Consider the following 17,734-nt stretch of genomic DNA (forward strand, 5'->3'; position numbering starts at 1 on the left):
TAGGGTCCCGCGACGGGAAATAACCGCAAAAGCCTTCCAACCTTGTCAAAGTCGGTGGCCGCCGTCGACGGTGATGATCGAGCCGGTCATATAGCGGCTGGCATCGGAAGCCAGCATCAGCACAACCCCGTCCAGATCCTGCGGCTCGCCAAGGCGGCGCATCGGGTTTCGCCCTTTGAAGTATCCCCCTGCCGGACCGTGCAGCTGCTCTTCATTGATTCGCGTGGGAAACCAGCCCGGCGAAATCGCGTTGACGCGAATATCATGCGCGGCCCATTCCAGCGCCAGCGCCCGCGTCATCTGCGTCACGCAGGCCTTGGACATGGAATAGGCGGCGGCGCCCTTCTGCGGACGCTCGCCCAGAATGCTGGTCGTGTTGACGATGGAGCCGCCCTCGCCGTGCCGTATCATGCGGCGCGCCGCCTCCTGCGCCACGAAAAAGGCACCGGCGACATTCACCTCGAATATATGTTCGAGCATGTCGCGTGTCGTGTCGAGCGCGCGCGCCATATGCGCGACGCCGGCATTGTTGAAAAGCGCCGTTATCGGTCCGAAACGCTCTTCCGCCTCATCGAAAGCGCGAATGATTTCATCCGGATGGGTTACATCCGCCATGATTTCCAGCACTTCGCCGCCCGATGGACAAATGCTTTCGCCCGCATGGGTGCGCGAGATCGAAATCACGCGCGCACCGTGCCCGGCCAGCACGTGAACCATGCGCAGGCCCAACCCCGAAGAACCACCCGTCACCGCAATGACCTTGCCCCTGACGGAGAAAAGCTGATCGTCAGTCATTCATCCCCTCAACTGCCAATCCGTCTTTATTCTTTCCTAGAATATAGGGAGCTGTATTTGAACCAGTTTGGACCGTAAAAATCGGTTCAAATCAACACAATACACAGAAGGCGCGACAAATGACCTTCGACGTGGCTGAAAGACGACACCTGTTCGTGATTGCGCACGCCATTGCGGAGAAGTAAGGAACGAAGCAAATAAGAGCATAATCCGACTGGTGGATACGAACATTATGCCCAAGACTTCCCGCCCCCTCGTCGCCGTGCCGACCGATGTGAAGCCGTTTGAAAACTACACATGGCACGCCGCGCCCCAACAATATCTGGCAGCGGCCATCGATGTTGCGGGCCTAACGCCGCTTCTGGTGCCGAGCTTCGGCGACAAATTAGACCTCGACGCCATTCTGGATGCCGTGGACGGCGTTCTCGTGACGGGTTCCAAATCGAACGTTCACCCCGCTCTCTACGGTGCAGAGCCGGGCCCTGCCTTCGAGCCTTATGACAATGCGCGCGATGCAACGTCGCTACCGCTGATCCGCGCGGCAATCGAGCGGGGCGTTCCGGTTCTGGCGATCTGCCGCGGCATACAGGAACTGAACGTCGCGCTGGGCGGCACGCTCGCCACCGAAATCCAGGAACTGGAAGGCCGGATGGACCACCGTGCGCCGGAATCGGAAAGCCAGGCGGAACGCTTCGCCATCCAGCACCCGATCAAGCTCAACCCGAACTCATGCCTTGCGGAAATCCTGAAGGAAGAGAGCATTCGCGTGAATTCCGTGCACCGGCAGGCCATCGACAAGCTTGCCCCACAGCTTGAAGTCGAAGCCGTGGCCGAAGACGGCACGATTGAGGCCGTCTCGGTCAAGAATGCGAAGGGATTTGTCGTCGGCGTCCAGTGGCACCCGGAATATTGGGTGCATTCCGACGCCCCTTCCCGCAGGATTTTCGAGGCGTTTGGCGATGCAGTACGCCAACATAGGGCAGTAGGGCAGTAGGGCAGTAGGGCAGTAGGGCAGTAGGGCAGTAGGGCAGTAGGGCAGTAGGGCAGTAGGGCAGTAGGGCAGTAGGGCAGTAGGGCAGTAGGGCAGAGAAGAATATGGTGGTTGCGGTCACGCGCAATCAAAACATACTCCCCTACTCCCTTATTCCCCTATTCCCTTAACATACTGCCTTACTGCCCTATTGCCTTATTGCCTTAACTTACCGCCTTAACGTGGCCCGTCTCCGGCACGGGCGTCAGCGCCGAACCGGTGTCGAACCAAGCAATGAGATTGTCGATCACCAGATCCGCCATTGCCTGGCGGGTTTTTTGCGATGCGGATGCGATATGCGGCAGCAGAACCGTGTTGGGCGCATCGAGCAGCCCCTGCGAAACATGCGGTTCGTTCGCGAAGACGTCGAGACCGGCGGCGGCAATCGTGCCGTTGTTCAGCGCCGCGACCAGCGCATCCTCATCGACCAGCGAACCGCGTCCGACATTGATCAGCACGCCATCGGCCCCAAGCGCCTCCAGCACGTCCGCATCGACCGCCTTCGCCGTTTCCGCCCCGCCCGGCGCGACCAGAATGAGCGTGTCGACGGCCTTGGCAAGCTCCTTCAGGCTGGGATAATAATCGTAGTGCACGTCGCTCGCCTGACGGCGATTGTGATAGGCAATCGGCAGGCCGAATGCCTCGATCCGGCGAGCGACCGCCTTGCCGATGCGGCCAAGGCCGAAAATGCCGACCTTGCGGCCGCGCAGCGAAAGCTTTGACAGCGGGTAGCGACCCTCCTTCACCCAATTGCCAGCGCGCAGGAATGCCTGCGACTTCGACAGTTCGCGCACCGTGTCGATCAGGAGGCCGATAGTCGTATCCGCCACTTCATCGGTCAGCACGTCCGGCGTGTTCGTGACCATCACGTTGCGGGTGGCGGCATGTTTTGCATCCACCGCGTCATAGCCGACGCCGAAATTGCCGATGATTTGCAGATTGGGCAGGGCGTCGATCAGCGCCGCATCGACGGTGGACATGCTGGCAATGCCTTTCACCTCCCCGGCCCAGGCAGCATTGACCAGCGCTGCATCGCCGCGCGGAATGCGGCGCACCGCAAACTCACCCGACAGGCGCTCGACGGCATAGTCGTTGAAGTTTCCGAGCACAAGAATGGTGGCATCGCGCTTGGTCATGACAATATTCCTCTGGGCAGCATGGGGGCAGTTCGTTGAAGATCGGCGACCGGCCAGCCAAAGGCTGAACCGGATCCGAAGCGGGGGAAATCAGCCGTGTTTCGGCTTGGAGGTCGATTGCCGGATATGCAGTTCCGGCTTGATGAGTTCCTGCATTGAGGAAACCTCGACGCCGTTGAGCTGATCGAGCAGCGCGCGCGCCGCGCGGCGTCCCACCTCGCGCTGTCCGTTCCAGACGGTCGTCAGCGCCGGCGTCGCGATGGCCGCTTCCTCAAGATCGTCATAGCCGGTCACGGAAATATCCTCGCCCGGCACCAGCCCGGCGCGGGCGATGCCGTTCATCAGGCCGATGGCGGTGAGGTCATTCCAGCAGACCGCCGCCGTCGGCTTGTCCTTCAGCGCCAGAAATTGCGGCGCGACCTCAAAGCCGCCCTGCTTGGTGCGCGGCCCGGCGATGCGCCAGTCCGGGCGAACCTCAAGCCCGGCCTTTTCCATCGCCTGCACATAGCCGCGATAGCGGTCGCGGCCCGTCGACGTCTGGTCGGTGCCGCCGATCATGGCGATGCGCGTATGGCCGAGCGAAATCAGGTGGTTGGTGGCAAGGCCGATGCCGTAGGCGTCGTCACCCCGGAAAACCGGCGCGTGAACGCCTTCGACGCTACGCGCGATGAGCACAACCGGCAGGCCGTTGTCCTCGGCAAGCTGGATGTCTTCCGGCGGCGTGCCGATGGCAGGCGACATGATGACCCCGTCCGCGCCCAGTTGCAAAAGCGTATCCATGAAGGTGCGCTGCTTTTCGAGCTGGTCATAATGGTTGGACAGGATGAAGGTCTGGCGCGAGCGGTCCAGTTCCGTTTCGATGGATTTGAGAATTTCCGCGAAGAACGGGTTCATGATGTCATGCACCACGACGCCGACAATGCCGGAGCGTGAGGTGCGCAGGCTCGCAGCGCGACGGTTATAGATATAACCGATGGCGCGGGCATGTTCCTTGATCTTCTCGCGGGTCTGGTCGGCAACGAGGGGACTGTCGCGCAAGGCGAGCGAAACGGTGGCTGTCGAAACACCAAGCGCGTCAGCGATGGTCGATAGCTTTATTTTCTGGGCCAAGTCGCCTCCCCAAATTGGTCCGTGCCGCAGTTGGAGACGCGGCCGCAACCTGACAAGGCGGGACGCGACCGTTCGTCCTGCGAACGGTTATGCCATTGCCATCCTTGAATTGGAAGCATTTTCGATAGCGCGCAACCTGAAAAGTGTTTCACGGTTTCGCGCCAAGATGCGCGTCAAAACAAATAGTTAGAGCTCGCCGAAGGATGGACTTATTCCACCTCTTCCTCTTCCGGCACTTCCGTTTCCGACTCTTCGGCAAGGCGCACGACGCCACGCAGCGCAAGATTGCTCTCCATCCGGCTCAGCATCTTGAGGAAAGCCTTGCGGTCCTTCTTGTCGAGGCTTTTCAGCATGTCCTTTTCGGTCTTGCGAATGGATTTCTCAATCGCCTTGATGGTCTCAAGGCCGGCTTGCGTGAGATAGATATGCGATTGGCGCTGATCGGTTTCCGAGGCGCGTTTGGCGACAAAACCCTGGCTTTGCAGGCGCGCGATGGTTTTGGTGATGGTCGGCGGACGCACACCCAGGCGCTGCGCAAGAACGCCCGGCGTCAGCCCGTCCTCGGCCGCCAGTTGCAGCATGACCGCATCCTGCCCCGCATAAAGCCCCTGTTCGAGAAGCCTGGTGGCCAGCACCGTGCGCGACAGTCTCGCCACGGATTGGAGCCGGTAAAGTACAACCGCCTTATTGTCCTTGCTCATCGCCACCTCACCCTTTTTACGACGTTTCGCTGTCGTCCGATCGATAGTCCCGCCTGTTCTCATATCCTAAAATATTGTCCGACTTATGAAACAACAAGCGCCTGTTGCTGTCATGGCTAATGGACGTTACGCTTCCGGGCTCCGATGAAATGAATGAAGTGAGGAAAACATGACCGATCTGCGTGATCAAAACAGCGACATGATTGTCGTTCTGCCTCTTGGCGCTCACGAACAGCATGGGCCTCACCTGCCGTTTGAAACGGATACGATCATCGCCGAAGGTATTGTCGCCCGCGTCAGCGATGCGCTGCCGCCTGAGCTGAATGTCAATTTTCTGCCTGCGCAGCCGGTCGGCTATTCCATCGAGCATATGGACACGGAAGGAACTCAGAGCCTCGCCTTTGCCGAGGCCGTGAACCAGTGGATCGGCATCGGTGAAAACCTTCACGCAGGCGGCATCCGCAAGCTGGTCATGCTGAACGCGCATGGCGGCAACTCGCCGCTGATGACCATCGTCGCGACGGAACTGCGCACAAGGCTCGACATGCTCGCCGTCGCCACGAGCTGGACCCGCTTCGGCCTGCCGGAAGGGCTGATTACGCCGGAGGAGAAGGCGCTCGACATTCACGGCGGCTTCATCGAGACATCGGTGATGCTGGCGCTGCGCCCCGATCTGGTGGATATGTCGAAGGCGCGCAACTTCTCCAACGCCCAATCACGCTACGCCGAGGAATTCAAGTTCCTGCGCGCCTATGGCCCGCACGCTTTCGGCTGGAAGATGCACGACCTCAACCCGGAAGGCGTGGCAGGCAACGCGGCGGCTGCAACGGCGGAAGCGGGCGAAAAGCTGCTCGCCAACGCGGTGACGGGCTTTATCGACCTGCTGCGCGATGTCGACAGGTTCGAGCTCGCCCGGTTCAAATCGCAACGCCTCGCCAGTCAGGCGAACTGACAAATCAGCCTATTCGAGCCAGTTTTCGACCGATAATTCGCTGACCCGTCCGAACTCGGACACATTGGCCGTCACCATGGTTTTTCCAAGCGTGGCGGCATGGGCTGCAATCAGAAGGTTATTGCCGCCAATCGGCTGCCCTTTTGCTTCAAGCGCAGCCCGAAGCGCTCCATATTTTGCATCGGCGGGAACATCGAACGGCAGAACAGGTATCTCCCGAAGAATGGCCTCGACACGCTCGGCCAGGGCAGGCGAACCTTTTTTCAGAACACCATAACGAAGTTCGGCAGCAACGATGATGCTGGTGCAAACGGCATCTGCCCCAACCCGCCTGATATGTCCGGCAACCGAACCCGCCGGATTTTTTACCAGATCGCTGATGATGTTGGTGTCTAACATATAGCGCATCAGAAGATGTCTTTCGGCTCGACCGGGCGGTCCGCAACATCAGGCAGGGCTTCATCCAGGGGTTTCCAGCTGTCGAGCAGGGCCAGCAGTCCGCCCCGGCGAAGCGGTTCGACGATCAGCCGGTCGCCGTCGCGCGTAATCAATGCCCGATCGCCCGGCAGCTCGAATTCGACCGGAATCCGGATTGCCTGATTGCGATTGTTGCGGAACAGCCGGACTTCCCGCGATTTGGGCCGAGGTTTCTGGGACATTTCCTCACCTCCTTGACATATACCAGAAACATATGCCGGATACGGTCGCGCTTCAAGCCCCTGCGCTCCTGTCGTCATCGTGAACGGCAACAATGTAATATTATAGCATTGCATATGGCATTCACGCTGCCCTTCCCTTATATGAATTGTCCTATCCGGGGTTTCGGTCTGGCCGTTTCGCGCTGGCCGTTCTGACCCCCGACTTCAAAGGCCACAACTTCAAGAGGCATGACCATGAGCCAGGCTGAAGCCCAAACCGAAGCTCCGTCTGAAACCAAGACGACCACTGAAGCTGGCCGCATCCCCGTGACCGTTCTGACGGGCTATCTGGGTTCGGGCAAGACCACCCTTCTCAACCGCATCCTGACCGAAAATCACGGCAAGCGTTATGCGGTCATCGTCAATGAATTCGGCGAGATCGGCATCGACAACGACCTGATCGTCGAGTCGGACGAAGAAATCTACGAAATGAACAATGGCTGCATCTGCTGCACCGTGCGCGGCGACCTGATCCGCGTGGTGGAAGGGCTGATGCGCCGTCCGGGCCGTTTTGACGCCATCATCGTCGAAACGACCGGCCTTGCCGACCCGGTTCCGGTCGCGCAGACCTTCTTCATGGATGACGACGTGCGCGCAAAGACCAGCCTCGACGCCGTTGTTGCCCTTGTCGATGCCAAGCACCTGCCGCTGCGCCTGAAAGACAGCCGCGAGGCAGAAGACCAGATCGCCTTTGCCGACGTGGTGCTCATCAACAAGACCGATCTCGTCACGCCGCAGGAACTGGCCGCCATCGAGGCGACCGTGCGCGCCATCAACCCGCACGCCATCATCCACCGCACCGAGCGCGCCTCCATCCCGCTCGACCGCGTGCTGGATCGCGGCGCCTTCGACCTGAAGCGCGTTCTGGACAACGATCCGCACTTCCTCGACCATGATCATCCCGATCACGTATGCGGCCCCGACTGCGATCACGATCACCACGATCATGACCATCATGGACACCATCACCATGCGCATGATCACGATCATCATCATCATGACCATGAATGCGGCCCTGATTGCGATCATGACCATCATCATCACCACGATCATGCCTCGCCAATCCATGACGTGACGGTGAAGTCGGTATCGCTCAGGGCGGGTGAAATCGATCCGGCCAAATTCTTCCCGTGGATCCAGAACATCACCCAGACGCAGGGTCCGAACATCCTGCGACTCAAGGGCATCATCGCCTTCAAGGACGACCCGGACCGCTATGTGGTGCAGGGTGTGCACATGATCATCGAAGGCGATCACCAGCGCGCCTGGAAGGCAGACGAAAAGCGCGAAAGCCGCCTCGTCTTCATCGGACGCGAACTCGACCCCGCCGCCCTGAAGGCCGGTTTCGAGAACAGCCAGGCGAAATAGCGCCCTCTTTCATCTTACGCATTTCCAGTAACCGCTCCAAAGCTTTGCTGGAAATGCCCTCATCAATAAACAATACCGGAAGCCAATGCCTACAGTAGCTCCGCTCGACCTTGAAGGTCATTGTCTTTATGCGCGCTTTGTCGGCGGCATTCCCTTCTTCGCCATGGCCGATGGCGCGATCCATCAGCTCAACAATGCAAACAGCACCGCGACAGCCCATGACGGGCTGTTGAGCGCGGCTGTTTCCGTTGATGGAAAGTCGCTCATCACCGGCGGCGAGGACGGGCGCGTCTGCCGCACGGATATCGATGGAACGGTGACCGAACTGGCAAAGGTTCCGCGCAAATGGATGACCGCGGTTGCCGCAGGTCCGGGCGGCACGGTCGGCTTTGCGTCCGGTCGCACCGTGTGGGTGCGCACGTCTGACGGCAAGGTGCAGGAGTTTGCGCAGGAACGCAGCGTCGAGGGCATTGCCTTCGCGCCGAAGGGCCAGCGGCTGGCGATTGCCCGCTATAATGGCGCAACGCTGATCTGGACCGGCACGGCGGCAAAGCCTGTGGAGCTGGAATGGAAAGGCGCGCATATCGGGGTGACCTTCTCGCCCGACGGACGCTTCCTCATCACCTCGATGCAGGAAAATGCTCTGCATGGCTGGCGTCTCGAAGATGCCAAGCACATGCGCATGACCGGCTATCCGGCGAAGGTCAAGGACTGGTCGTGGAGCGCCAAGGCCAAGTGGCTCGCCACCTCCGGCGCGCCTGCGGCAATCGTCTGGCCCTTCGCGGGCAAGGACGGTCCGATGGGCAAGGCCCCGCTGGAGCTTGGGCTTCGCGGCGACAGCATGGTGACATCGGTTGCCTGCCATCCGGTCGAGGACATTGCGGCCATCGGCTATAGCGACGGCATGATCCTGATCGCACGTTTTGCCGACAGCAAGGAAGTGCTGCTGCGCCGCCCCGGCAAGGGCGCCATCACCAGCATGGGCTGGGACAATGAAGGCCACCGCCTCGTCTTCGGCTCGGAGGCCGGGGATTGTGGAGTGGTTTCGATAAGGGATTAGGGCAGTAGGGCAGTAGGGCAGTAGGGCAGTAGGGCAGTGAAAGATATGTCCGTTGCGGTTATCCGCAACCAAAACATACTCCCCTACTCCCTTAACATACTGCCTTACTGCCTTACTGCCCTATTGCCTTACTGTCTTTTCATAGAAACCGCCGGCGCGCCATCCGGCCCGAGCGACGCGACCCACTGGCTGATGGCGGCAATGTCCTTTTCACCGAGCATATGGTCCGCATCGATGGTGCGGGCATCGACCTTCGCGCCGCCGGAGCGCAGAAGTGCTGAAAGCGCTGGCGCGAACGGCGAATAGAGCTTGTCGTCCTCGCCCGTGATGGTCAGAACCCGCGCCTTGCTCAAATTGGCGGCGGGCGCATTGTCCAGAACCGGCATCGAGCGCATCAGGACAGCGCGCTTCACCAGATCGGGATGCAGCATCATCGTCGCCGCCAGAAGATTGGCGCCGTTCGAATAGCCCACGAAGGTCGCATGGGTGAGGTCGAGGTCCTTGTCGTCGGCAAGGCGTGTCAGGAAAGTCACGAAGGCATTGGCTTCGAGCTTGATGTCCTTCTGGTCGAACTTGACCGGCGTGATGCGCTTGTACCAGCGCGTGCCGCCATCCTGCATCACGCGGCCGCGAATGCCGAGCAGCGTGGCGCGCGGCCAGATCTTGGTCGCCAGCGGCACGAGGCTGGTTTCATTCCCGCCCGAACCATGCAGCAGGATCACCAGCTCGTTCGAGGCGTTTTCCGGCTTGTAGAAGCGGTGGATGAACTGCTTGCTGCGCGAAAAATTCTGTTCAGGCGTCGTGTCCGTATCCATCTTCTTCTCGCGCATTGTCACGCCTTCGCCCAGCTTGGGGGCGCCCTGCTCTTCTTTCATCGATGCGGCGATGGCGCTCAGGGCTTTGCCCTGGCCGTTCGTCGAAACGGGCTGTCCCTCGGCCAGAGCCGAGCCAGCCGCCACCGCGAATGCTGCTGCCGCCAGAGCGGCCATAAACATCTTCTTTACCATGATCTCAACATAGCCAATGAGACGTTAACGAAGGTTTGAAGGCAGCTCTTCCCGGGTGCGTCCCCACCCCTGCCGGCGATAGCGAATTTCCATGTCCGAAGTCGCTCATTCGGTTGCGCTAATGTAATGCGGTTAACAGCAGAGTTTTAGCGAGATTATGGCAGAATGCACGAAAAGTTACATCGTGTTACAATTCTGTTACGCACTCACGCGGTTTCAACAATGCGTGACCAACGCCGTGTCAGCAAATTATCCATGCTTTTGACGCGTTTACGTGGGATCGTATCTGCAACTTGAGGGTCAATAATTTTGGAAGTGGGCCAATTGTTTTAATGGGAGTGACCATGAGCAGCTTCAAACCGGGGCGATTTTCATCCGCGCGCCTCACTTACGATGCGGTGACGCCCAAAAGCCTTTACCTGAACCGCCGCTCTTTCATGGTCGGTGCGGGTGCGCTTGCTGCTGCCGGGGTCGCGTCACCGGCCTTTGCCGACCCGCTCAAGGCGAAGGCCTCGGCCTATAAGGTGGACGAGAAGCTGACGCCGCAGGAAGCGGTCACCACCTACAACAATTTCTACGAGTTCGGCACGGACAAGAGCGACCCGTCCGCCAATTCCGGCAATTACAAGCCGCTGCCGTGGAAGCTGACAGTCGACGGTCTCATCAAGCAGCCGAAGGAATTCGACATTCAGGAGCTGATCGCGAAAATGCCGCTTGAAGAACGCGTCTATCGGATGCGCTGCGTCGAGGCATGGTCGATGGTCATTCCGTGGATCGGCTTTCCGCTTTCAAGCCTTCTGTCGCAGGTGGAGCCGCTTGGCTCGGCCAAATATATCGCCTTTACCGGCGTCGTGCGGCCGGAAGAAATGCCGGGCCAGACCGGTCTCTTTCAGGTTCTCGACTGGCCCTATATCGAGGGCCTGCGCCTCGATGAGGCCATGCATCCGCTGACCATCCTTTCGGTCGGCCTTTACGGCGAGACATTGCCCAATGCCAACGGCGCGCCGATCCGGCTCGTGGTGCCGTGGAAATATGGCTTCAAGGGGATCAAGGCGATCACGAAGGTCAGCTTTGTCGAAAAACAGCCGCCGACCTCATGGCAGCAGCAGGCCGCCAATGAATACGGTTTCTACGCCAATGTGAACCCGGAGGTCGATCATCCGCGCTGGAGCCAGGCGACCGAGCGGCGCATCGGCGAAGGCGGTTTTCTGGGCTCGGGCCGTCGCCCGACATTGCCCTTCAACGGTTATGGCGAGGAAGTCGCATCGCTTTATGCGGGCATGGACCTCAAGGTGAATTACTGACATGGAAGCCGCGACCCAGACAGGGCGGAAGAAAAAGTCCCGGCCCGGCGAATGGAAAATCTGGCTGCTCTATGCAGCCGGTTTCGTCCCGGCGGTCTGGACATTCTATCTGGGCCTCACGGACAGCCTTGGCGCCGATCCGGTCAAGACCTTTGAACACACGCTTGGCCTGTGGGCACTGCGCTTTCTGATCCTCACCCTCATGGTCACGCCGATCCGCGACCTGACCGGCATTGCGCTGCTGCGCTACCGGCGGGCGCTCGGCCTGCTCGCCTTCTATTATGCGCTGATGCACTTCGCCACCTATATGCTGCTGGATCAGGGCCTGAACATGTCCGCCATCGTCACCGATATTGTGCGGCGGCCCTTCATCACCATCGGCATGGTGAGCCTCCTGCTGCTGGTGCCGCTGGCGCTCACCTCCAACAACTGGTCGATCCGCAAGCTCGGGCGTCGCTGGAACAGCCTGCACAAGCTGGTCTATGTGGCCATCGCCGGCGGCGCGATCCATTTCATCATGTCGGTGAAAAGCTGGCCCGCCGAGCCGGTCATCTATGCCGGGATCGTCGGCGCGCTTCTGCTGTGGCGTCTGGTGCGCCCGCACGCCCGCAATCGCAAGCCTGTTTCCCGTCCGCGCGGCCAAGCAATCGCGGCAAAGAAATAAGCTTCCATCGGGAGCCTTTTTTAAAAACTTCTAATATAGAACCTAAATTTTCCGTTCCGACGCTTATCCCCATGACATGACGATGCAAATCATGTCAGTATCGCCGCGATTTCCGCAAACGGAATAGTTCCCGGCGGCGGCAACTGACGAATACGGAATGCATATGTCTTCTCTCCTGAAATCGGCTCCCGTCCGCATCGCAGGCAAATTCGTCTTCATTTTATTCACCCTTGTCTTTGCGATCTGGGCCAGCTTCGCCATGTGGTTCCAGTTGCCCTTCGGCGATGCGGTGCGCGGATCGATCATCGCCGCCTGGCTTGTAATCGTGCTGGCAGTGATCATTGGCGAAAGACATTACAGTTGCTGGCGCAGGCGTCTTTTCTTCTGCCTGCTGGCGCTGGCGATGCTGGCCGCATGGTCCACGGTGCGCCCCTCCCTCAACCGCATCTGGGCGCCCGACGTCGCCCGCACGGTGACCGGGCAGGTCAATGGCGATCTCGTCACCCTTTCCAATGTGCGCGACTTCATCTGGCGGACGACGGAGGATTTCACACCCAACTGGAAGGAAGAAACCTACGACCTCAGCAAGATCACATCGGTCGATGTTTTTCTTTCCTACTGGTCGAGCCCGGCCATCGCCCACACGCTGCTGTCGTTTGGTTTCGAGGATGGTCGTCATGTGGTGTTTTCCGGCGAAATCCGCCGCGAGCATCACGAGGTGTTTTCCTCTATTGCCGGATTCTTCCGCGAATTCGAACTCGCGATGATCGCCGCCGAAGAACGCGACATCATTTATCTGCGCACCAATATCCGCAAGGAAAACGTCTATCGCTATCGCGTGAACCTGCCGCCCGCGGGCGCGCGCGAACTCTTTCTCTCCTATGTCAAAATGGGCAATGAACTGGCCGTACAGCCGAAATTCTATAATACGCTGACCGCAAACTGCACCACGATCATCTTCCACATGGCGCGGGTGCTGGACCCGAACTTCCCTTTCGATTACCGCATTCTCCTGTCAGGCTTCCTGCCGGGCTATCTCTACGATCACGGCTGGCTTGAGAATGGCGGCACGCTGGAAGAACTGCGCCGGCGCGCATCGATCGATGCAAGGGCGCTCGCAGGCGGACGCGACGGCTTTTCGGAACGCATACGCGAATAGAGCATTTCCGGCAAAAGAGCGAAGCGGTTTTGAGCAGGATAATGCGTAAAAACATAAGAGCGGCTCTATGGAACCGCTCTAGAAAACCCCGCCGAAACCGAAACCTTGACGGGGTTGGAATCGATATGAAAAATCACACCGCAGCGGTGATGATGATCTCGACCTTGTAGTCGGGCGTCGCCAGCGCTGCCTCGCCGGTGGCGCGTGCAGGCGTGTGGGCCGGATCGACCCATGCATCCCAGACGGCGTTCATTTCGGCGAAGTCCTTCATGTCGGCAAGCCAGATGATCGCCTGCAAGACCTTGGTCTTGTCGGAGCCCGCTTCCTTGAGAAGGCGGTCAACCTCGGCCAGAACGGCCTTGGTCTGTTCCGTGACGCTGGCGCCGGGATTCCCCACCTGACCGGCGAGATAAACAGTGTTGCCGTGAATGACGGCCTGGCTCATGCGCGGGCCGACTCCGATGCGACGGATGCTCATGGTGGACTCCTCTCGATACTGCTCTTTGCGGGAATGGTCCCGCATGTGAAAATGTTGCGCATCCTTATTAAAGCGCTGGCCTGCTTTGGCAATGCCAATGCCGGCCCGATCGATGCTATTTCAGTGAAAAGAGCACTTCCGGCAGCGAAAAGCGGTTTCACGTTGGGAATGCGAAAAATGGATTATACGGTTCCGGCGACTTCGTTTGTCTGGGACCGCTCTCAAGGAGGAGGACCATCATGTCGCAACCGCTCGCCGAGATTTATCGTGACTATATCGCGTGCCTGAACCGGCAGGATTGGGACAACCTCGGGCTCTACGTCCATGAAGAGGTCATTCACAATGGCAGAGCCATGGGGCTTGTCGGCTATCGCAGGATGCTGGAACAGGATTTCGAGGCGATCCCGGACCTGCGCTTCAACATTGAGCTTCTTGTCAGCGAACCGCCGCATATTGCCAGCCGCCTCCAGTTCGACTGCACGCCAAGGGCGATGCTTTTCGGGCTGCCGGTCAACGGCAGGCGGGTCCGGTTCGCGGAAAATGTTTTCTATGAATTCAAAAATACGGTGATAAGGAAAGTCTGGTCCGTCATCGACAAGGCGGCGATTGAAGCGCAGCTGTGATATGCCGCCCGCCGCCATTGACTCTTTGCCCCCCTCACCCTATAAGCCGCGTCACGTTCGCCCGCGCGGGTTTACGGATGGTTTTGTGCTGTCCGTCGCAAAGGACAGAACCAGCTCCTGTTCAATAGAGCATGATCCCGAAAGGCGAATAACGGTTTCGGGCCAGATCGTGTTCAACGGAAAAACAGAATCAAGAAGGGCCGCACACCGCGGTATTAAATAAATGAAGCGCACTTACCAGCCATCCAAGATCGTCCGCAAGCGTCGTCACGGTTTCCGTGCACGCATGGCAACCACCGGCGGCCGCAAGGTTCTCGCCGCTCGCCGCGCCCGCGGCCGCAAGCGGCTTTCCGCTTAATCTTTTCCCGCGCTGCCGCGCGGTGACGAAAAGAATGAAAAAGCCGAAACAAATACTCCGCCTTCGCAAGAGAGCGGAGTTTTTGGCTTTGAGGAATGGTGAAAAGCGACGTGGTCCACTGTTTCTTCTCGAAGTCCGGGAACGGACCGAAGAGGAATCGCAAGCCGCCAAGATCGGCGACAAACCCCGTGCAGGTTTCACCGTAACAAAGAAGAACGGCAACGCCGTGATACGAAACCGCATCCGCCGCAGGCTCAGGGAAGCGGTTCGTTGTCACGCAGGGCGTGACATGGCGCCTTCGACCGACTATGTGATCGTAGCGCGCGAGCAAGCCCTCACTGCGCCCTTTTCGCGACTGACCGAAGAACTCTCCCGCCGCATCAAGGCGAAGGGTGAACGGCGGAGCGATGGGAAACGCCGAACGGAAAGACCGGAATCAGGACCCGTCAATGGAAAATAACCGCAATTTCTTCATCACCATTGCCCTGTCCATCCTCGTGCTGACGCTGTGGCAAGTGTTTTATCTGGGTCCGAAGACGGAAGCCCAGCGGGAGCAGGCACGCATTGAGGAGCAGCAGCAGAAACAACAGGCGACGCAACAGCAGGCCCAGGGCGGCGACACGCCGCAGATGCCGGCCACGTCCGGTAACATTCCCGGCCAAGGCGACGTTGCAGCCGCTGGCGGCACGCTGACCCGCGAGGCAGCCATTGCCCAGACTGAGCGCGTCGAAATCGATACGCCTTCGCTGCGCGGTTCGATCAACCTGACCGGCGCGCGTCTCGATGATCTCTTCCTGAAGAAGTATCACGAGACCGTCGACGACAATTCTCCGAATATCGAACTCTTGGCGCCGTCCGCGCTGAAGCAGGGCTATTTCGTCGAGCTCGGCTTTACCGGCAACGACACGACCGGCCCGGTTCCGGGTCCGAACACCGTCTGGACCGTCGAAGGCAACAACAAGCTGACGCCGTCCACGCCGGTCACGCTGACCTATACCAACGAGAAGAACATCACTTTCAAGCGCGTCATCTCGGTTGACGATGCCTATATGTTCTCCGTCGACGATACGATCACCAACAATACCGGTGCGCCGATTTCGCTGGCCTCCTATGGCCGCGTGACCCGCTTCAACCAGCCGGAACATGCCAGCGCGACCTATGTGCTGCATGAGGGCCTGATCGGCGTCATGGGTCAGGACGGCTTGCAGGAAATCAAGTATTCCAAGGTCGAAGACGACAAGGACATCTCGTTCAAGGACGTCAGCGGCGGCTGGCTCGGCATCACCGACAAGTACTGGGCGGCAACGCTCGTCCCGCCGCAGGACGAAAAGTTCACCGGTCGGTTCTCGCACTTCACCAATGATCGCCCGCGCTACCAGACCGACTTCCTCAGCGCGCCGATGACCATTGCGCCCGGCCAGGCACAGACGCTGAAGAACCACGTCTTCGCCGGTGCGAAAGTGGTTTCCGACATCAAGAACTACGAGGAAAAGCTCGGCATCAAGCAGTTCGAACTGCTGATCGACTGGGGCTGGTTCTACTTCATCACCAAGCCGATGTTCTATCTCATCGACTGGATCTACAAGTTCTCGGGCAATTTCGGCGTCGCCATTCTCGTCGTCACCGTTCTGCTCAAGGGCCTGTTCTTCCCGCTTGCCAACAAGTCGTACAAGTCGATGGCACGCATGAAGCTGGTGCAGCCGAAGCTGACTGAAATCCGCGAAAAATATGCGGATGACAAGATGAAGCAGCAGCAGGAAATGATGCGGCTTTACAAGGAAGAGAAGATCAATCCTCTCGCCGGTTGCTGGCCGGTGCTGGTGCAGATTCCGGTGTTCTTCGCACTCTACAAGGTGCTCTACGTCACCATCGAAATGCGCCACGCGCCGTTCTTCGGCTGGATTCAGGATCTTGCTGCGCCCGATCCGACCTCGATCTTCAACCTGTTCGGCCTCCTGCCGTTCGGCGTTCCGGCCTTCCTGATGATCGGCGTCTGGCCGCTCCTGATGGGCATCACCATGTTCCTGCAAATGCGCATGAACCCGACGCCTCCGGATCCGACGCAGGCCGCCATCTTCACCTGGATGCCGGTGATCTTCACCTTCATGCTGGCTTCGTTCCCGGCTGGTCTGGTGATCTATTGGGCATGGAACAACCTGCTCTCCATCACCCAGCAGGGCATCATCATGAAGCGCCAGGGCGTGAAGATCGAGCTTTGGGACAACCTCAAGGGCCTCTTCAAGCGAAAGCCGAAAGAGGCGAAAAAGTAAAATCTGAAAAACCCCGCTTCAGTGTCGTGATCCCAAAGTTCGCCAAAGCTCTATATCCGCTCACCAGCGAACTTTGGGATCAAAACGACACTGGAAAGCAACCTAGGGCCAGCGCCTTCCAATTCTGAAATTCGCACCAGCTCGCTATGGGCACCGTATCGAATTTCAGAATTGGGCGCTGGCTGTGGTTTTTTGTGCCGTCGTGTTGACAATGCGGCCCATAACATTGATGCGTGTACTCAATAGAATACACCACTGGGACAGAACCATTGAGCGAGCAGGATAAGAAGCAGGCGGCGATCAGGGCCGCTCAGGCAGCGGCGGATGCGGTCCGGGAAGCCCAGGCGGCACTTGTCGAGGAAGGACGCCTGCTTTTCAAGAAATCATGGATTTTCATTCGCGGCGTGCCGTCGATGAAGTTCCTGCCGCCGGAAGGTCCGGTGGAAATCGCCTTTGCGGGCCGCTCCAATGTCGGCAAGTCGTCGCTGATCAACGCGCTCGTCAACAAGAAGGGCCTTGCGCGCACCTCCAATACGCCGGGCCGCACGCAGGAACTGAACTATTTCGTGCCGGACGGCTATTCGGGCGAGAACGGCGACCTGCCGCCGCTGGCGCTGGTGGACATGCCGGGCTACGGTTTTGCCGAAGCACCGAAAGCGCAGGTCGATGCCTGGACGCGCCTTGTGTTCGATTACTTGCGCGGACGCACCACGCTGAAGCGCGTCTATGTGCTGATCGACGCCCGCCATGGCATCAAGAAGAACGATGCGGAAGTGCTCGATCTTCTCGACAAGGCGGCGGTGTCCTACCAGATCGTGCTGACCAAGATCGACAAGATCAAGCCAGCCGGTGTGCCGCGCCTGCTGGAAGAAACGCACAAGCTCACCTACAAGCGCGCGGCCTGCTTCCCCGGCATCATCGCCACATCATCGGAAAAGGGTGTAGGTCTCGACGAGTTGCGCGCGGCAATCGCGCTGCTAATCAAGGAATCCTGATAATCAGCCGGGCAGTTTTCCATTTT

Annotated in this window: 20 protein-coding genes; 12 read left to right on the plus strand and 8 right to left on the minus strand. The window is 59.2% G+C overall.

Annotation, left to right across the window (positions count from 1 at the left end; all coding sequences use genetic code 11):
* Nucleotides 1–45: 45 nt before the first annotated feature.
* Entirely contained in the window at nt 46–795 is a 750-nt protein-coding gene (locus F9K78_RS02155; protein WP_121981719.1) for an SDR family NAD(P)-dependent oxidoreductase, read from the minus strand.
* Nucleotides 796–1,027: 232 nt separating this feature from the next.
* Between F9K78_RS02155 and F9K78_RS02160 the strand changes: the two genes are divergently transcribed.
* Nucleotides 1,028–1,789 (plus strand): gamma-glutamyl-gamma-aminobutyrate hydrolase family protein, encoded by a 762-nt coding sequence (locus F9K78_RS02160; protein WP_121985862.1) that lies wholly within the window; start codon nt 1,028–1,030, stop codon nt 1,787–1,789.
* A gap of 200 nt (nt 1,790–1,989) precedes the next feature.
* Here the strand turns inward: F9K78_RS02160 and F9K78_RS02165 are convergent, their stop codons facing one another.
* The 3 genes from F9K78_RS02165 to F9K78_RS02175 form a co-directional block, all read right to left on the minus strand.
* Entirely contained in the window at nt 1,990–2,961 is a 972-nt protein-coding gene (locus F9K78_RS02165; RefSeq protein WP_121985861.1) for a 2-hydroxyacid dehydrogenase, read from the minus strand.
* A 90-nt stretch (nt 2,962–3,051) separates the two neighbouring features.
* Complete coding sequence (locus F9K78_RS02170; protein ID WP_006471199.1) at nt 3,052–4,071, minus strand: LacI family DNA-binding transcriptional regulator; 1,020 nt, start codon at nt 4,069–4,071, stop codon at nt 3,052–3,054.
* 209 nt (nt 4,072–4,280) lie between these two features.
* Nucleotides 4,281–4,772 (minus strand): MarR family winged helix-turn-helix transcriptional regulator, encoded by a 492-nt coding sequence (locus F9K78_RS02175; protein ID WP_121985860.1) that lies wholly within the window; start codon nt 4,770–4,772, stop codon nt 4,281–4,283.
* A gap of 169 nt (nt 4,773–4,941) precedes the next feature.
* Between F9K78_RS02175 and F9K78_RS02180 the strand changes: the two genes are divergently transcribed.
* Nucleotides 4,942–5,724: a creatininase family protein gene (locus tag F9K78_RS02180; RefSeq protein WP_121985859.1), complete on the plus strand. Its 783-nt coding sequence runs from the start codon at nt 4,942–4,944 to the stop codon at nt 5,722–5,724.
* 9 nt (nt 5,725–5,733) lie between these two features.
* Here the strand turns inward: F9K78_RS02180 and F9K78_RS02185 are convergent, their stop codons facing one another.
* Both F9K78_RS02185 and F9K78_RS02190 read right to left on the minus strand, forming a co-directional pair.
* Entirely contained in the window at nt 5,734–6,132 is a 399-nt protein-coding gene (locus F9K78_RS02185; protein ID WP_144897092.1) for a type II toxin-antitoxin system VapC family toxin, read from the minus strand.
* Nucleotides 6,132–6,383, minus strand: a complete 252-nt coding sequence (locus F9K78_RS02190; protein ID WP_121981713.1) for an antitoxin — start codon at nt 6,381–6,383, stop codon at nt 6,132–6,134. Before F9K78_RS02190 ends, F9K78_RS02185 begins: the two co-directional genes overlap by 1 nt.
* Before the next feature lie 234 nt (nt 6,384–6,617).
* Between F9K78_RS02190 and F9K78_RS02195 the strand changes: the two genes are divergently transcribed.
* Together F9K78_RS02195 and F9K78_RS02200 are read left to right on the plus strand one after the other, a co-directional pair.
* Entirely contained in the window at nt 6,618–7,790 is a 1,173-nt protein-coding gene (locus F9K78_RS02195) for a CobW family GTP-binding protein (protein ID WP_174813501.1), read from the plus strand.
* An 85-nt stretch (nt 7,791–7,875) separates the two neighbouring features.
* Entirely contained in the window at nt 7,876–8,850 is a 975-nt protein-coding gene (locus tag F9K78_RS02200; protein ID WP_121981711.1) for a WD40 repeat domain-containing protein, read from the plus strand.
* Nucleotides 8,851–8,978: 128 nt separating this feature from the next.
* Here F9K78_RS02200 and F9K78_RS02205 read toward each other — a convergent pair whose 3' ends face one another.
* On the minus strand, nt 8,979–9,857 hold the full coding sequence (locus F9K78_RS02205) for an alpha/beta hydrolase (protein ID WP_121985856.1): 879 nt from the start codon (nt 9,855–9,857) through the stop codon (nt 8,979–8,981).
* Nucleotides 9,858–10,201: 344 nt separating this feature from the next.
* On the opposite strand from F9K78_RS02205, the gene msrP reads away from it, so the two are divergent.
* From msrP to F9K78_RS02220, 3 genes are all read left to right on the plus strand, one after another.
* On the plus strand, nt 10,202–11,161 hold the full coding sequence (gene msrP, locus F9K78_RS02210) for a protein-methionine-sulfoxide reductase catalytic subunit MsrP (protein ID WP_121985855.1): 960 nt from the start codon (nt 10,202–10,204) through the stop codon (nt 11,159–11,161).
* A gap of 1 nt (nt 11,162) precedes the next feature.
* Nucleotides 11,163–11,825, plus strand: coding sequence for a protein-methionine-sulfoxide reductase heme-binding subunit MsrQ (gene msrQ / locus F9K78_RS02215; RefSeq protein WP_121985854.1), 663 nt, complete (start codon nt 11,163–11,165; stop codon nt 11,823–11,825).
* Between the two features lie 163 nt (nt 11,826–11,988).
* Nucleotides 11,989–12,984: an Lnb N-terminal periplasmic domain-containing protein gene (locus tag F9K78_RS02220; protein ID WP_235925376.1), complete on the plus strand. Its 996-nt coding sequence runs from the start codon at nt 11,989–11,991 to the stop codon at nt 12,982–12,984.
* Nucleotides 12,985–13,117: 133 nt separating this feature from the next.
* On the opposite strand, the gene F9K78_RS02225 is transcribed toward F9K78_RS02220, so the two are convergent.
* Entirely contained in the window at nt 13,118–13,462 is a 345-nt protein-coding gene (locus tag F9K78_RS02225) for a RidA family protein (RefSeq protein ID WP_121981706.1), read from the minus strand.
* A gap of 239 nt (nt 13,463–13,701) precedes the next feature.
* Between F9K78_RS02225 and F9K78_RS02230 the strand changes: the two genes are divergently transcribed.
* The 5 genes from F9K78_RS02230 to yihA all read left to right on the plus strand — a co-directional run bounded on the left by F9K78_RS02230 (nt 13,702) and on the right by yihA (nt 17,708).
* Nucleotides 13,702–14,085, plus strand: coding sequence for an ester cyclase (locus tag F9K78_RS02230; protein WP_121985852.1), 384 nt, complete (start codon nt 13,702–13,704; stop codon nt 14,083–14,085).
* A gap of 223 nt (nt 14,086–14,308) precedes the next feature.
* Nucleotides 14,309–14,443, plus strand: coding sequence for a 50S ribosomal protein L34 (gene rpmH, locus F9K78_RS02240; RefSeq protein ID WP_109707486.1), 135 nt, complete (start codon nt 14,309–14,311; stop codon nt 14,441–14,443).
* 34 nt (nt 14,444–14,477) lie between these two features.
* A complete protein-coding gene (rnpA, locus tag F9K78_RS02245) occupies nt 14,478–14,903 on the plus strand; it encodes a ribonuclease P protein component (protein ID WP_121985851.1) in 426 nt (141 codons plus the stop codon).
* Nucleotides 14,893–16,713 (plus strand): membrane protein insertase YidC, encoded by a 1,821-nt coding sequence (gene yidC / locus F9K78_RS02250; protein WP_121985850.1) that lies wholly within the window; start codon nt 14,893–14,895, stop codon nt 16,711–16,713. Before rnpA ends, yidC begins: the two co-directional genes overlap by 11 nt.
* Before the next feature lie 368 nt (nt 16,714–17,081).
* Complete coding sequence (gene yihA, locus F9K78_RS02255; RefSeq protein WP_376903291.1) at nt 17,082–17,708, plus strand: ribosome biogenesis GTP-binding protein YihA/YsxC; 627 nt, start codon at nt 17,082–17,084, stop codon at nt 17,706–17,708.
* Nucleotides 17,709–17,734 lie beyond the last annotated feature (26 nt).

It is taken from the genome of Brucella pseudintermedia (assembly GCF_008932435.1).
Classification (GTDB): domain Bacteria; phylum Pseudomonadota; class Alphaproteobacteria; order Rhizobiales; family Rhizobiaceae; genus Brucella; species Brucella pseudintermedia.